Source organism: Streptomyces sp. NPDC091416 (assembly GCF_044756845.1).
Classification (GTDB): domain Bacteria; phylum Actinomycetota; class Actinomycetes; order Streptomycetales; family Streptomycetaceae; genus Streptomyces.
The window spans coordinates 232990-247436 of record NZ_JBIVTU010000011.1 but is presented as its reverse complement, the minus strand read 5'-3'; the positions used below and the strand labels follow the sequence as shown (position 1 = coordinate 247436).

Annotated in this window: 15 protein-coding genes; 1 reads left to right on the top strand and 14 read right to left on the bottom strand. The window is 70.9% G+C overall.

Annotation, left to right across the window (positions count from 1 at the left end; all coding sequences use genetic code 11):
• Nucleotides 1–15 precede the first annotated feature (15 nt).
• From rlmN to rpsB, 6 genes are all read right to left on the bottom strand, one after another.
• Nucleotides 16–1122 (bottom strand): 23S rRNA (adenine(2503)-C(2))-methyltransferase RlmN, encoded by a 1107-nt coding sequence (gene rlmN, locus ACIQMX_RS29885; protein ID WP_363071892.1) that lies wholly within the window; start codon nt 1120–1122, stop codon nt 16–18.
• A gap of 447 nt (nt 1123–1569) precedes the next feature.
• Nucleotides 1570–2655 (bottom strand): phosphatidate cytidylyltransferase, encoded by a 1086-nt coding sequence (locus ACIQMX_RS29880; RefSeq protein ID WP_363071894.1) that lies wholly within the window; start codon nt 2653–2655, stop codon nt 1570–1572.
• Nucleotides 2655–3212, bottom strand: coding sequence for a ribosome recycling factor (gene frr, locus ACIQMX_RS29875; protein WP_030928366.1), 558 nt, complete (start codon nt 3210–3212; stop codon nt 2655–2657). Before frr ends, ACIQMX_RS29880 begins: the two co-directional genes overlap by 1 nt.
• Nucleotides 3213–3372: 160 nt before the next feature.
• Nucleotides 3373–4149, bottom strand: coding sequence for a UMP kinase (gene pyrH, locus ACIQMX_RS29870; RefSeq protein ID WP_363071896.1), 777 nt, complete (start codon nt 4147–4149; stop codon nt 3373–3375).
• Nucleotides 4150–4307: 158 nt separating this feature from the next.
• A complete protein-coding gene (gene tsf, locus ACIQMX_RS29865) occupies nt 4308–5144 on the bottom strand; it encodes a translation elongation factor Ts (RefSeq protein WP_327708609.1) in 837 nt (278 codons plus the stop codon).
• A gap of 99 nt (nt 5145–5243) precedes the next feature.
• Entirely contained in the window at nt 5244–6161 is a 918-nt protein-coding gene (gene rpsB, locus ACIQMX_RS29860) for a 30S ribosomal protein S2 (RefSeq protein ID WP_093545017.1), read from the bottom strand.
• Between the two features lie 472 nt (nt 6162–6633).
• Here rpsB and ACIQMX_RS29855 point away from each other — a divergent pair, with 472 nt between their 5' ends.
• Entirely contained in the window at nt 6634–7260 is a 627-nt protein-coding gene (locus ACIQMX_RS29855; protein WP_402482675.1) for a peptidoglycan DD-metalloendopeptidase family protein, read from the top strand.
• A 44-nt stretch (nt 7261–7304) separates the two neighbouring features.
• Here the strand turns inward: ACIQMX_RS29855 and ACIQMX_RS29850 are convergent, their stop codons facing one another.
• From ACIQMX_RS29850 to lepB, 8 genes are all read right to left on the bottom strand, one after another.
• Nucleotides 7305–7880: a helix-turn-helix domain-containing protein gene (locus ACIQMX_RS29850; protein ID WP_363071947.1), complete on the bottom strand. Its 576-nt coding sequence runs from the start codon at nt 7878–7880 to the stop codon at nt 7305–7307.
• Nucleotides 7881–8334: 454 nt separating this feature from the next.
• Nucleotides 8335–9171, bottom strand: a complete 837-nt coding sequence (gene whiG, locus ACIQMX_RS29845) for an RNA polymerase sigma factor WhiG (protein ID WP_328950709.1) — start codon at nt 9169–9171, stop codon at nt 8335–8337.
• Between the two features lie 291 nt (nt 9172–9462).
• Nucleotides 9463–10647 (bottom strand): DNA-processing protein DprA, encoded by a 1185-nt coding sequence (gene dprA / locus ACIQMX_RS29840; protein WP_363071949.1) that lies wholly within the window; start codon nt 10645–10647, stop codon nt 9463–9465.
• Between the two features lie 80 nt (nt 10648–10727).
• Nucleotides 10728–12353: a YifB family Mg chelatase-like AAA ATPase gene (locus tag ACIQMX_RS29835; RefSeq protein ID WP_363071903.1), complete on the bottom strand. Its 1626-nt coding sequence runs from the start codon at nt 12351–12353 to the stop codon at nt 10728–10730.
• Nucleotides 12353–12712, bottom strand: coding sequence for a YraN family protein (locus ACIQMX_RS29830; protein WP_363071905.1), 360 nt, complete (start codon nt 12710–12712; stop codon nt 12353–12355). Before ACIQMX_RS29830 ends, ACIQMX_RS29835 begins: the two co-directional genes overlap by 1 nt.
• Before the next feature lie 84 nt (nt 12713–12796).
• On the bottom strand, nt 12797–13105 hold the full coding sequence (locus ACIQMX_RS29825; protein ID WP_003965949.1) for a DUF2469 domain-containing protein: 309 nt from the start codon (nt 13103–13105) through the stop codon (nt 12797–12799).
• 65 nt (nt 13106–13170) lie between these two features.
• Entirely contained in the window at nt 13171–13659 is a 489-nt protein-coding gene (locus ACIQMX_RS29820) for an NUDIX hydrolase (protein ID WP_402482671.1), read from the bottom strand.
• Nucleotides 13660–13675: 16 nt separating this feature from the next.
• Nucleotides 13676–14401 (bottom strand): signal peptidase I, encoded by a 726-nt coding sequence (gene lepB, locus ACIQMX_RS29815; RefSeq protein ID WP_402482668.1) that lies wholly within the window; start codon nt 14399–14401, stop codon nt 13676–13678.
• Nucleotides 14402–14447: the final 46 nt, after the last annotated feature.

The following is a 14447-nucleotide window of genomic DNA, read 5'->3' as shown; positions in this document are numbered from 1 at the left end:
CGGCCGTTTCCGGCCTCAGCGCTCGGATGCCGCCAGCTGCCCGCAGGCCCCGTCGATCTCCTGACCGCGGGTGTCCCGGACCGTGACCGGCACCCCGTGGGCGGCGATCGCCTCGACGAAGGCCTTCTCGTCCTCGGGCCGCGAGGCGGTCCACTTCGAGCCGGGGGTCGGGTTCAGCGGGATCAGGTTGACATGGACCCGCTTGCCCTTGAGCAGCCGGCCGAGCCGGTCGCCACGCCACGCCTGGTCGTTGATGTCGCGGATCAGCGCGTACTCGATGGAGATGCGACGGCCGGACTTCTCCGCGTACTCCCACGCGGCGTCCAGCACCTCGCGGACCTTCCAACGGGTGTTCACCGGTACGAGGGTGTCGCGCAGCTCGTCGTCCGGGGCGTGCAGCGAGACGGCGAGACGGCACTTGAAGCCCTCGTCGGCGAACCGCAGCATGGCGGGAACGAGGCCGACGGTGGAGACCGTGATCCCACGCTGCGAGAGCCCGAGACCGTCGGGCTCGGGGTCGGTGAGACGGCGGATCGCACCGACCACGCGGTTGTAGTTGGCGAGCGGCTCGCCCATGCCCATGAAGACGATGTTGGACAGCCGGGCAGGGCCGCCCGGAACGTCACCGTCGCGCAGGGCGCGCATGCCGTCGACGATCTGGTGGACGATCTCGGCGGTGGAGAGGTTGCGGTCGAGACCGGCCTGGCCGGTGGCGCAGAACGGGCAGTTCATGCCGCAGCCGGCCTGCGAGGAGATGCACATCGTGACGCGCTCGGGGTAGCGCATCAGGACGGACTCGACCAGCGTCCCGTCGTGCAGCTTCCAGAGGGTCTTGCGCGTGGTGTCGTTGTCGCAGCTGATGTGGCGGACCACGGACATCAGGTCGGGGAACATCGCCTCGGCGAGCTTGTCCCTCGATCCGGCGGGGATGTTGGTCCACTCCGCCGGTTCGTGCGCGTACCGCGTGAAGTAGTGCTGCGAGAGCTGCTGGGCGCGGAACGGCTTCTCGCCGATCGCGGCGACGGCTTCCTTGCGCTCGGCGGGCGTGAGGTCGGCGAGGTGCCGCGGGGGCTTCTTGGCTCCGCGGGGCGCGACGAAAGTGAGTTCTCCGGGCTTAGGCATGGTTCTTCCAGTGTCGCAGACGCGCTGTGGTCCTCGTGGTCGTCGCCCGCTCCGCCGGAACCTGCGCTGTTGCCGCGGACCCGCATCGGCCGCTGCCGGCCTGTCCCTGCGGCCATCGGGCCACTGCGTCCGGCAGCACCGTCGTGACGGATCGCACCATGAGCCGGGGCCGGACCCTCCGCCCTGCGGGCATCGTCCACCCCGCAGGAACCGAGTGGCCGGACGGCGACCGTCCTCCGTATCGGCCGCCTCCGGCGGAAGGGTGGCGTGCAGCGCGGCGAATGTGGGCCTGTGCGGCCGGTCATGCGCGCGCCGGCCCGGCCGCACGGTGACGCGGGTGCCCGCCTGGTCGTCCCGTTCGGCCGGCTCCGCCACCGCAGACAGCAGTGAGGGTCCGCCGTCCTGTGGACGGCGGACCCTCACTCACCCGGTTACGGGGCGTTCTTCTCAGCCGGTGCCGACGAAAATCACCATCAGCAGCCAGACCACCGGCGCCGTCGGCAGCAGCGAGTCCAGCCGGTCCATGATCCCGCCGTGCCCCGGGAGGAGCGTGCCCATGTCCTTGATCCCGAGATCCCGCTTGATCATGGACTCGCCCAGGTCGCCGAGCGTGGCGCTGGCGGCGACCGCGAAGCCGAGCAGCAGACCCTGCCACCACGTGCCGTCGTCGATCAGGAACTGCATGCACAGCGCACCTCCCACCATCGCGAAGGCCACGGCTCCGAAGAGGCCCTCGCGGGTCTTTCCGGGGCTGATGCGCGGTGCGAGCTTGTGCTTGCCGAAGCGCCAGCCGACGGCGTACGCCCCCGTGTCGCTGACCACGGTCAGCAGCAGGAAGGTCAGCACCCGCTGCGGCCCGTCGTCGGCGGTCAGGAGCAACGCGACGAAGGTCGCCAGGAACGGCACGTAGAACGCGGCGAAGACGCCGGCCGTGACGTCCTTGAGGTAGCCCTCGGGCGGCTCGGTCATCCGCCAGACCAGCACCGCCAGGGCCGTCAGGGCCATGGCGATCCAGGCACCCTCCGCACCCCGCGCGTAACCGGCCACGACCATGGCGGCGCCGCCGATCGCGAGCGGCACGAGGGGCGCCTTGATGCCCTTGCGCTCCTCCAGCCGGGAAGTGAGCTCCCAGAGGCCCACGACGACGGCGACCACGATCACACCGACGAAGACGGCCCGGACGATGAAGAGCGAGACGACGACTACGGCCCCGAGCCCCACGCCGACCCCTATGGCGGCTCCGAGATCACGGCCCGCACGCTTCTTCTGCGGGGGTGGTGGCGCGGTGGACATGGGCTCCTGCGGCTTCTCGTCGCGGAACAGGGGGCCGCCGCTCAGGCGTCCGGCCCCCTGGTCCCGGTCATCACGGTCTTCAGCGTCTCTACCTGCGTCGGGAACGTCCGGCACGATGGGCATGGGCCGAGTCTGCTGGGCGTCATGCACATTGTATGCAGGACCCGCCGGAGCGGCCCGCATCTCGGGCGCAGCCCGATGACCGACGCCCTGCGGGACGCCCCAGGAGGAGTCGTTCATCAGACTTCGAGCAGCTCGGCTTCCTTGTGCTTCAGCAGCTCGTCCACCTGTGCGACGTACTTCGCGGTGGTGTCGTCGAGCTCCTTCTCGGCGCGACGGACCTCGTCCTCGCCGGACTCCTTGTCCTTGACCAGCTTGTCGAGCGTCTCCTTGGCCTTGCGGCGGACGGCCCGGATCGAGATCTTGGAGTCCTCGGCCTTGGTCTTCGCGACCTTGATGTAGTCGCGACGACGCTCTTCGGTGAGGTCGGGGAAGTTCACCCGGATGATATTGCCGTCGTTGCTCGGGTTGACGCCGAGGTCCGAGTCGCGGATGGCCTGCTCGATGTTGCGCAGCGCGCTCTTGTCGAACGGCGTCACGACGGCCATACGGGGCTCGGGCACCGAGAACGAGGCCAGCTGGTTGATCGGGGTCAGCGCGCCGTAGTAGTCGGCGACGATCTTGTTGAACATCGCCGGGTGCGCACGGCCGGTGCGGATCGCGGCGAAGTCCTCCTTCGCGACCACGACGGCCTTCTCCATCTTCTCCTCGGCCTCGAGGAGGGTTTCTTCGATCACCACGTGCTCCTGCGTGTCTTGAGTGGGCCCGGCGTGCTCGGGCCCGGCGGATCCTGCGTCGCGTCCTCACCTGCACGGTGTCCGACCGGCAGGCCGTTGTCCATCTTCCGGGGGCGCCCCCGGGACCTCACCGGGTCGCCCCGGTACGGTCCCCCGGTTGTCAGGCCCGGGTTCCCCGGTCACTCACGAGCGTGCCGATCTTCTCACTCTTGACGGCGCGGGCGATATTGCCCGCGGTGGTCAGCTCGAAGACGAGGATCGGCAACTGGTTGTCGCGGCAGAGCGTGATGGCGGTGGCATCGGCGACCTTGAGATCGCGGGCGAGCACCTCGCTGTACTCCAGCGCGTCGAACTTCACCGCGCCGGGGTTGGTCTTCGGGTCGGAGTCGTAGACCCCGTCCACGCCGTTCTTCCCCATCAGCAGTGCTTCGGCGTCGATCTCCAGGGCGCGCTGTGCCGCGGTGGTGTCGGTCGAGAAGTAGGGCATGCCCATGCCGGCGCCGAAAATGACGACGCGGCCCTTCTCCAGGTGTCGTACGGCGCGCAGCGGAATGTACGGCTCCGCGACCTGGCCCATGGTGATGGCCGTCTGGACGCGGGAGTCGATGCCTTCCTTCTCCAGGAAGTCCTGGAGCGCGAGACAGTTCATGACGGTGCCGAGCATGCCCATGTAGTCGGACCGGGCCCGGTCCATGCCGCGCTGCTGGAGCTCGGCACCGCGGAAGAAGTTGCCGCCGCCGATGACGATCGCGATTTCCGCGCCGTCGCGGACGACGGCCGCGATCTCGCGGGCGATGGCGTGCACGACGTCGGGGTCGACACCGAGACCTCCGCCACCGGCGAACGCCTCTCCGGACAGCTTCAGCATGAAGCGTCCGCGCACCTTGCCGTCGTCGCGCTTGTGGTCACCTGTTGCGGCGTCCGCGCCCTTGTTCATGGAGATTCTCCTCGTGCACATACGAAGAAGGCCATTGCCGGTGGGTCTGGTGTCCCTCAGCGGCAATGGCCTCCTCGTCAGATCTGCGGTCGTACGGCGGAGTGCGGCCGTCGACTGCACCAGACCCTATCGGGGTCCACCGTTTTTCGCGGACGGACTCAGATGCCGACCTTGATGCGCGCGAAGCGCTTCAGGGTGACACCGGCCTCGTCCAGGACCTTCTGGACGGACTTCTTGTTGTCCAGCGCGTACGGCTGGCCGAGGAGGGTGGCCTCCTTGAAGAAGCCGTTGACGCGACCCTCGACGATCTTCGGGAGCGCGGCCTCGGGCTTGCCCTCGGCGCGCGTGGTCTCCTCGGCGACGCGGCGCTCGGCCTCGACGACCTCGGCCGGGACGTCCTCGCGGGACAGGTACTTCGGCGCGAAGGCGGCGATGTGCTGGGCGATGCCCTTGGCCAGCTCGGCGTCGGCCTTGTCCAGCTCGACCATGACACCGATCTGCGGCGGCAGGTCGGGCATCGTGCGGTGCATGTACACGGAGACGAAGGCACCCTGGAACTGCGCGAAGCGGTCCAGGACGATCTTCTCGCCGAGGTTGGCGTTGGCCTCGTCCACGTACGCCTGGACGGTCTTGCCGGGCTCGATCTCGGACGCGAGCAGCGCCTCGATGTCGGCCGGGGAGGTCGCGGCGACATGGGCGGCGAGCGCGTTGGCGACAGCCTGGAACTTGTCACCCTTGGCGACGAAGTCCGTCTCGCACTTCAGCTCGACCAGCACGCCGGACGTCTTGTCCTCGGAGACGAGGGAGACGACCGCGCCGTTCTCGGCAGAACGGCCTTCGCGCTTGGCGACGCCCTTCTGGCCCTTGATACGGAGGGCTTCGACGGCTCCGTCGACGTTGCCGTCGGCCTCGTCGAGCGCCTTCTTGCAGTCCATCATGCCGGCGCCGGTGAGCTCACGGAGCTTCTTGACGTCAGCGGCGGTGTAGTTCGCCATGAGTCTGTATTTCTCTCTCGAAGTCTGAAAGATCTACGGGTGAACGGCGGGGGCGGTGCCTGTGGCACCGGCCCCCGCCGTCTTCAGCCGTGACGGATGTCAGGCCTGCTCGGCGTCCGCGGCCGGAGCCTCGGCAGCGGGGGCCTCGGCAGCAGCCTCGGCGGCGGGGGCCTCGGCGGCCTCCGCGTCCGCGACCTTCTCGGTCTCGGCGGAGGTCTGGACCTCGGCGTCAGCCTTCTTGTCGCCCTCGAGCAGGTCGCGCTCCCACTCGGCGAGCGGCTCGCCGGCGGCCTTCTCGCCCGGCTTCGAGTCGCCGGTCGCGGCGCCGGAACGGGCGATGAGGCCCTCGGCGACGGCGTCGGCGATCACGCGGGTGAGCAGGGTGACGGAGCGGATCGCGTCGTCGTTGCCCGGGATCTTGTAGTCGACCTCGTCGGGGTCACAGTTGGTGTCGAGGATCGCGACGACCGGGATGTGGAGCTTGCGCGCCTCACCGACGGCGATGTGCTCCTTCTTGGTGTCGACGATCCAGACGGCGCTCGGCACCTTCTGCATCTCGCGGATACCACCGAGGGTCTTCTCCAGCTTGGCCTTCTCGCGGGAGAGAACCAGGAGCTCCTTCTTGGTGAGGCCGGAGGCGGCCACGTCCTCGAAGTCGATGAGCTCGAGCTCCTTCAGACGCTGAAGGCGCTTGTAGACGGTGGAGAAGTTGGTGAGCATGCCACCGAGCCAACGCTGGTTGACGTACGGCATGCCGACGCGCGTCGCCTGCTCGGCGATGGCCTCCTGGGCCTGCTTCTTCGTACCCACGAACATGATGGAGCCGCCGTGGGCGACGGTCTCCTTGACGAACTCGTAGGCGCGGTCGATGTACGACAGCGACTGGAGCAGGTCGATGATGTAGATGCCGTTGCGCTCCGTGAAGATGAAGCGCTTCATCTTCGGGTTCCAACGACGGGTCTGGTGACCGAAGTGGACGCCGCTTTCCAGCAGCTCCCGCATCGTGACGACGGCCATGGCCGTACTCCTTGAGGTGCTCGGTTATCGCGACCGCAGGTTTGCTGTCGCGCCTGACGCCCCGACGCGCCGTGCCACGAAGGACCGAGGAGCGCGGCCACCTCCGCAGAGAAGGAGGTGGCGGGGCGTGCGAAGTCGACCCGGTGACCCGGATCGCCAGAAGAAGTGTACGGGACCGGCCGGGTGCCGGGTGACGGCGCTGTCCACAACCGGCCGGTAGTCCACAGATCCGCTTCATGATCCCCGCGGATCCCCGGGGCGGGGGACGGTGGGCGGCATGCGATTCACATCGGTACGTGGGCACCAGCGGATCCGGTCCGGCCACCGCACTGCCGCGCGCCACGGTGCGCCGGACACCGGGAGCGGGTGGCGCGCCGGCGCTCGCGGGTGGCGGCCCGGCGCTCACGGGCGGCGGGCCTGCGGGTTACGGGTCTGCAGCTCGCGGGTCTGCGGCTTGCGGGTCTGCCGGGCCGTGGCGGCTGTCTCGGGGGTGCTGCTCCTGGGGCTGCTCGCGATGGGGAGCGGCGAGCTGTACGCCCGGGCTGCGCAGCGGCCGCCGCCGGGCCCGGCTGGGGCCGTGGGTCAGGTGGTTGCTCCCGGTACGGCGGACGGCCGGGCGGCCGTCCCGGTGGAGCCGGGAGCCGGGCGGAGCTGGCCTCTGGAGGGGAGGCCCCCGGTCGTACGGGGGTGGGAGCCGCCGGCCACCGAGTACGGGCGCGGGCACCGTGGGGTCGACCTCGGCGCCGGACCGGGCGCGCGGGTGCTCGCGGCCGCGGCGGGCCGGGTGTCCTTCGCGGGCGGCGTGGCGGGGCGCGGAGTGGTGGTGATCGAACTCGCCGGGACGGGCGATCCGCCGCTGCGGACCACCTACGAGCCGGTGCGCCCGGTGGTCGCGAAGGGTGACGAGGTCGTGGCGGGCCAGGTGGTGGCGGTCCTGTCGGCCGGGGCGTCCCACTGCGCGTCCGGCTGTCTGCACTGGGGCCTGCGGCGCGCGAAGGCGTATCTGGATCCGTTGTCGCTGCTGCCGCCGTCCCTGCTGCGGCGCGGGCCCTCGCGGCTGCTGCCGGTGTGGGGCGTGCCCGCACCCGCTCCCCCGTAGGCCTCGCCAGGGACGCGCCCTGGCCTGGTCTCGTGGCGCGGGGGTCAGCTCTGGTCGTCGCGGATACCGCGGACGCCGTTCAGGACCATCGCGACGGCGGTGTCCGCGATCACGGCGGGCTCCTCCGCCACGCTCAGCTCGATGCGCCGGACCGCCGCGTCGACGGAACCCTGGAGCAGCATGGCCGCCAGCCGGGGCTGATCATGTCCGAGATCGCCGAGCGCCTCCACGATCATGGTGATCAGACCACCGTGCGCCGCCCGGATCTTCTCGCGCGCACCCGCGTCCAGTTCACTCGCGGAGATCGCTACGACGGCCCGGTGGCGACGGTCCCCGACGAGGTCGAGCTGACGCCGGACGTACGCCTCGATCTTCTCCTCGGGCGTCCCCGCCCGCTCCATCGCACGCTCGACCTCCGCCGCCCACACGGGGAAGTCGACGGCGCAGAGCTCCTCGACCACGGCGGCGCGGGAACGGAAGTACTCGTAGACGGAGGACCGTGCGAGGCCAGTGCGTTCGGCAAGGGCGGGGAAGGTCAACGCCTCCGTGCCGCCCTCGGACAGCAGGGAGCGCGCTGCGTCCAGGAGGGCGCCGCGCTGCATGGTCCGGTGCTCGGCCACGGAGGCCGCTCGAATCCTGGGCACACGACCACTCTACGGCGGCCGGTGCCGGAGAGGGGGCGGCCGGCCCCGATCGTTGGCCGAAGCGTCCCTGCGGGGGCAGCCCGGGCCCGTTCACGTCTGCCGGGGGCCCGTACAGGGTCGGACTCGAAGCCTGTTCGCCTCGGCCGGGGCCCGCACGGGGTCTACATGGAGCTGTTCGCCTCCGTCGGAGGTCCGTCCGGGGTCTACCCGGAGCTTGTTCGCCTGGGCCAGGGCCCGCACGGGGTCCGCCCGGAGGCTGTTCGCCTCCGTCGGAGGTCCGCACGGAGCGGCGTCCGGGGTGCGTCCGGAGCAGCGTCCGGGTCCGTCCGGGCCGTCTCAGCGCGTCCAGGGCAAGCACGGGGTCTGCCCGGAGCCTGTTCACGTGCGTCGGGTCCGTCCGGAGCGGCGTCCGGGGTCCGTCCGGGCCGTCTCAGCGTCCGGCGTCGGCCAGCTTCGCACGCAGTTGCAGCACCGACTTGGTGTGGATCTGGCTGACCCGGCTCTCGGTGACCCCGAGGACGTTGCCGATCTCGGCGAGGGTGAGGCCCTCGTAGTAGTAGAGCGTCACGACCGTCTTCTCACGGTCGGGGAGGGTGTTGATCGCGCGGGCCAGAAGCCGTCTGAGCTCGCGGTCCTCCGCCACTTCCACCGGATTGTCGGCGGCGGTGTCCTCCAGTGTGTCCATCAGGCTCAGCCGGTCACCGCCCTCGCCGCCCACATGGAGCAGCTCCTCCAGCGCGACGACGTTGGCGAGCGACAACTGGCTGAAAACCGCGTGCAGTTCTTCCAGCGCGATGCCCATCTCGGCGGCGACCTCCGCCTCCGAGGGCGTGCGTCTCAGCTGTGCCTCCAGCGTGGCGTACGCGCGCTCCACCGCCCGCGCCTTCTGGCGTACGGACCGCGGAATCCAGTCCAGCGCCCGCAGTTCGTCGATCATGGCGCCCCGGATGCGGGTGATCGCGTACGTCTCGAACTTGATCGCGCGCTCGATGTCGAACTTCTCGATCGCGTCGATCAGCCCGAAGACGCCCGACGAGACGAAGTCCGCCTGCTCGACGTTGGACGGCAGGCCCACGCTCACCCGGCCGGCGACGTACTTCACCAGGGGCGAGTAGTGCAGGATCAGCTGCTCTCGCAGCCGCCCGTCGCCCGTGGTCTTGTACGAGCGCCACAACTCGTCGAGCGAGGAGGGCGCGGGCGGGCGCACAGTGCCACGCGCAGCCGGTGGTACTGCCGCGCGGTCAGACCCGGAGGTGTGCTGGGGCATGTGGTGCCTTGAGCCGTTCTGCCGTGAAGTGCTGGGGGACTTGTCGTCTGGGCCGGAATCCTTGTGAGCGTAGCGTGACTGAAGTGTCGCGGTCCGCGCAGGATAAGGGATCGGTGCTGTGGGCTTCCCGGCGAACGGACATGAAGCAGGGCGCGGCGGCGGACACGACTGCGCACCTGGGCGAGGACATGACGGGCGTCCGTGGCCGTCGCGTCACGCGCCGGCCACGGAGGCGCCGCCGAAGGATCCACCGAGGTCATCGGCCTCACCTTTTCACCCGAATGCCCCAGGTCAAGAACCGCCTCGCCGCGCGTCGTCATTGCATGTCGGCCGCTTCGTCAATCTCCATCCGTCGCCTTCGCGTTCGACGAACCCCAGTGAGTGCAGTTCGTACAGCTTGCCGAGTGCCTCGTCCTCGCTCGTCGCCGCCGCTCGCGCCACCTCCCGCCCGTTGACGGAACCGTGGGCCGGCAGCGCGTCAAGCACCCTTCCGCAGACGGGATCCAGGTAGTCGCGCGGCAGCATCGGACCGTGTCTCGGCGGAGCCAGATCCCCGATGTCACCGACCATTTCCGCGACTTCCGCGGCATCCGTCACCAGGACGCCCTCGCCACGCAGGAGTTCATGGACACCTGCCGACAGGCCGCTGGTGGCGGGACCCGGCACTCCCATGGTGTGACGGCCGAGCCGTTGCGCGCATCGGGCCGTGACCAGTGATCCGCTGCGGTACTCGGCCTCGACGACGACGGTGCCCCGCGTCAACGCGGCGATCACCCGGTTCCGAAGGATGAATCTGGTGCGGGTGGGGTGATCGGCGGGTGGCAGTTCACCGAGTACGAGCCCTTGTTCGACGATGCGTCCGATCAGTTCGGCATGGCCGCGGGGGTAGGCGACGTCCACCCCGCAGGCCAAAACCGCCATGGTCGCGCCGCCGGCTGCCAGGGCGCCCCGGTGAGCCGCCCCGTCGACGCCGAAGGCCGCGCCCGAGACGACCACCCATCCCCGCTCCGCGAGACCCGCGCCGAGCGACGTCGCCATGTGGGCTCCGTACGGTGTGCAGGCCCGGGCCCCGACCACGGCGACCGAGCGCAGCGCCCAGAGCCGCAGATCGGGCTTCCCGCGCACCCACAGGCCCGTCGGCCGGGCGTCCCCCAGGTCGTCCAGCTGGCTCGGCCACTCCCGGTCACCGGGGCAGACGAAGCGTCCGCCGGCATCGGCAGCCGCCGCCAGGTCCCGCTCGGGCTCGACGGTCCGGGCCCGCAGCCGGTAACCGGCCAGCCTTCTCGCCGTCATCCCGCTCAACTGCTCGGCCGAGCCGTCCGGGGTGGTGATCCGGCGCATCAGCTCCGCACCACCACATTCCCGCAGCCAGCGCCCGCCGCGCACATCCCCCGGCTCCAGGACCCGGGTCAGCGCCGCCCGGGCCAGCCGTTCCCCGTCGCCCACCCCGCCGCGGGGGCCCGTGCGGCCGGGCATCCGCCGGTCATCGGCCAGCCGTCCGCGCGGCCCGTCCGCTCCCCCGGCGGCGTCCGGGCAGCTCCCTGCCCCCTGCCCGGTCATGACGCCCCCGCCCCCATCGGGGCCCCGCGCGGGATCCCGGTGCGCAGCTCCAGGGCCACCCCGATGTCCGAGGCTTCCGGGCGGCCGGCTCCGCGCAGATCCGCGACGGTCCACGCCACCCGCAGCACCCGGTCGAGGCCGCGCGCCGTGAGCATGCCCCGCTCCATGTCCCGCTCGGCCGCCATCAGCGCCCCCGGTGCCGCGGCCAGCCTGGTACGCAGCTCATGCCCCGGCACCTCACTGTTCGTGGTCCACGGAGTGCCGGCCAGCCGCTCCGCGGACCGCGCCCGGGCTCTGAGCACCCGGGCTGCGACCGCCTCGGTCGACTCGCCCCGGCCGCCGCGCCCCATCAGGTCCTCGCGTCTGACGGGGTCGACGGTCACCCGCAGGTCCACCCGGTCGAGCAACGGTCCGGAGAGCCTGGCCTGGTACCGGCGGACCGCCGATGGCGGACATTCGCACCCGGCCCCGCTCAACGTGTGCCGCCCGCACGGGCAGGGGTTCGCGGCGAGCATCATCAGGAACCGGGCCGGCAGCCGGACCACACCCGCGCTGCGGGCCACCACCACATGGCCCGACTCCAGCGGCTGGCGCAGCGCGTCCAGCGCCTTCACCGAGAACTCCGGCGCCTCGTCCAGAAAGAGGATTCCGCGATGCGCCAGCGAGACCGCGCCGGGCCGCGGCAGCCCGTTGCCGCCGCCGACCAGCGACTGCATGGTCGCCGAGTGGTGCGGGGCGCAGTAGGGCGGGCGGGAGACCAGCGGTTCGCCCGGCGGCAGGATACCGGCCACCGAATGCACCGCGGTCACCTCAAGGGATTCCTGCCTGCTCAGCGGCGGCAGGATGGCGGGCAGCCGCTCGGCCAGCATGGTCTTGCCCGCTCCCGGTGGTCCCGACAGCAGGAGGTGGTGTCCGCCCGCCGCGGCGACCTCCAGGGCCATGCGCGGCCGCTCCTGGCCCGCGACGTCCGCCAGATCCGGCCGGCCGCCCTCGCCCTGCGCCGAGCCACGGGCGATCCCCGTGCCCATACCGGCGCCCGGCACCATCAGCCCGGCCAGCATCGTGTCGGGGCGGCCCTCGTCGTGGGCCGCCGTCTCCTCGGGCACCGGCTCGTCGCAGAGCACGGCGATCAGCTGCCGCAGGCTGCGGACCCCGAGCACGGACACCCCGGGGACCAAGGCCGCCTCGCCGGCGGTCTGCTCGGGCACGACCACCTGCCGGTACCCGGCCTCCGCCGCGGCCAGGACGGCGGGCAGCACCCCGCGTACCGGCCGCACCCTGCCGTCCAGCCCGAGTTCCCCGATCATCACCACGTCGGCGATCGACGCGGGGGCGATCCGCTCGGCGGCACCGAGCACCGCGCACGCGACGGCGAGGTCGAACCCCGAACCTCCCTTGGGCACCGAGGCCGGCGACAGTCCCACCGTGAGCTTCTTCTGCGGCCACTCCGCCCCGGAATTGACCACGGCTGCCCTGACCCGGTCCCGGCTCTCCACCAGGCTCTTGTCCGGCAGTCCCACCAGGGTGAACGCGGCGACCCCGGCCTCCAGGTCCGCCTGGACCTCCACCACCACGCCCTCGACACCGACCAGGGCGACCGAGCAGGCTCGCGCGAACGCCATCACGCCACCCCCCGCGCGTGCTCGGCCAGGGGCGCACCGCGCCTGGGCAGCACCACACCGACCAGGTCGATCCGCACCCCGCCCGGCGGCGGGCCGCCGTGCCGGGCCAGCCAGAGCCCGGCCAGCCGCCGCAGGCGTTCCGCCTTGACCGGGGTGACCGCGGCCATCGGGTGCTCGAAGGCCCCCGCCCGGCGCGTCTTCACCTCACAGATGACGAGCGCGTCACCGTCCTTGGCGACGATGTCGATCTCACCGGCGCGACAGCGCCAGTTCCGTTCCAGTACGGACATGCCGGCATCGGCCAGCAGCCGTGCTGCCACGTCCTCGCCGTACCGCCCGAGTGCCCCCCGTGCGTTCATATCGGCACCACCTCCGGCACCGACTCTGACGCGTCCGCCCCCAACTAGTGGATCTTGGTGGACAACTCGGCCGTTGTGGAGAACTCAGCCACCCGGAAGCTCGAGATCGCTCTTGTTGAGCTCCTCGATGTTGACGTCCTTGAACGTCAGGACCCGTACCTGCTTGACGAAACGTGCGGGCCGGTACATGTCCCAGACCCAGGCGTCCGCCATGGACACCTCGAAGAACACCTCGCCCTGGACCGAGTGCACCTGCATCTCGTAGTCGTTGGTGAGGTAGAAGCGCCGTTCGGTCTCGATCACATATTTGAACAGACCGACGACATCGCGGTACTCCCGGTAGAGCTTCAGCTCCATCTCGGTCTCGTACTTCTCGAGGTCCTCGGCGCTCATTGGCATGTTCCCCTTCAGCCGTGCGTCCCCCCATTGTGCGCCAGGGGTCCGGCGTCCCCGGTCGCTCAGGCGATTTCGGGGGCGAGAACCAGCGGCGTACGCGGAGGACCCTCGTCGAGCAGCGTGCGCAGCAGCCCGGCGAGTCTGGTCGGGTACACCGTCTCACGCGCCGCCGACAGTTCGGCGGAGGTCCACCACCTCAGACCCGCGACACTGCGGCGTTCCAGCCCGGTCTGCCCGCTGGTGTCCGTCGCGGTCTGCGTCGTGCGCGCCAGGAAATACCACTCGTCCTGCTCCCAGCGCCGGCCGTCGAACGGGAAGGAGCACATGCGCTGCCAGAGCACGGGGCCCAGCTCGACGTCCGTGATCCCCGTTTCCTCGGCCAGCTCGCGCAGGGCGGCCTGCTCGCGGGTCTCGTCCCCTTCGAGGCCGCCGCCCGGGGTGAACCACCACGTACTCTCCGGGTCCTCCGGTTCGAACCCGTGCATCAGCAGAATGCGGTCCTCCGGATCAAGGAGCACCAGGCGGGCGACCTTGCGAAGCTCAGCGGGCATCTGCGGCCTCCAGTCCCTATTTGTTCCGCTTCGCCTTCGACCGGGCGGAGCGCGCCGCGACAGGCCCGTACACCGCACCGCCCAGAATGAGCAGCACCCCCGCCGCCGCGGCCCCCAGCTGGAGCTTCAGCGGCCCCTCCGACGAGATGCCGCCGGGCAGTGCGGCAAAGGACTGCGGCCGGCCGATCATGCCGTCCAGCGGCCAGGCCACGGCGTCCACCCTGGCCTGTACGGCGCTGCGCGGCACCGAGCCCTGTCCGGCCTCCTCCAGGTGGACCCGGGAATCCTGCGAGACCTGGCGGTCATCGCCCAGGAGGAAGAGGCTCCCCTCCGGCACCGCGGCCGTGAACGCGGTCATCGAGACAGAGTTGTCCGCCTGGAGATACGGTTCCTCGACGCGTTTGCCGTTGACCGTGAGCCGGCCCTTGTCACAGCAGACGATCCTGTCGCCGCCGGTCCCGACGACCCGCTTCACCATCGGCATGTCGCCCCAGGCCTTGTCGGTGAACACCACGACATCGCCCCGGCGCACCTCGCCGCCGTCCACCCGCTGCGCGAGGACCCGGTCGCCGGCGTTCACCGTCGGGGTCATCGACCCGGTCGGCACCGTGTACGGCCGGTACACCACGGCCGCCCAGGCGAAGCCGCCGAGGAACAGCACACAGCCGACGGCCACGGCCAGCCCCGACAGCCTGCTGCCGAGCCGGCCGCGGCCGTCTCCCGTACGTCGTATTGCACTCATCGCAGCGTCCCCCATCGGAGATCGACAATCGCTGATCCGAGTCGGC